1 pseudogene is annotated in these 380 nt (G+C 35.0%); it reads right to left on the reverse strand.

Going from position 1 to position 380, the window contains the following annotated elements:
• Positions 1-380: pseudogene (locus tag IV54_RS09590) on the reverse strand (MobQ family relaxase); the annotation flags it as partial.

Below are 380 nucleotides of genomic sequence, written 5' to 3' on the forward strand. Positions count from 1 at the left end.
TATTTAAGCTCGATTTTGACTTCCTTTTCTTGTTGCATTAATAACTTCCAGCCAACATATGGCCGTTTGGTAAAGGTCAATAATTGTTGGGTCAACAAATCATCACGAATGTTCATTAAACGTTCGTTTAATTCACTACCCTTGAAAACTGTTTGTTCGCTATCGGTTTCCTTAATTAATTCTCGTCTTTCAGCTTGCGTGGTCTGTTCAAAATTAAGCTCTGGATAAAGTTTTTTCGTGGTACGATCGACCACTTTGTTTAAGAGTTCATCTGCCTTTTTTAATGAGCTTTCTTGTTGGTTAATTGTCAATAATTGTTTAGTCACATCTTCACCAACAGCGTGCTTAATTAAGGTACTGTTTTTCCAATTAAATAGCAT

It is taken from the genome of Levilactobacillus paucivorans (genome assembly GCF_001437125.1).
GTDB lineage: Bacteria > Bacillota > Bacilli > Lactobacillales > Lactobacillaceae > Levilactobacillus > Levilactobacillus paucivorans.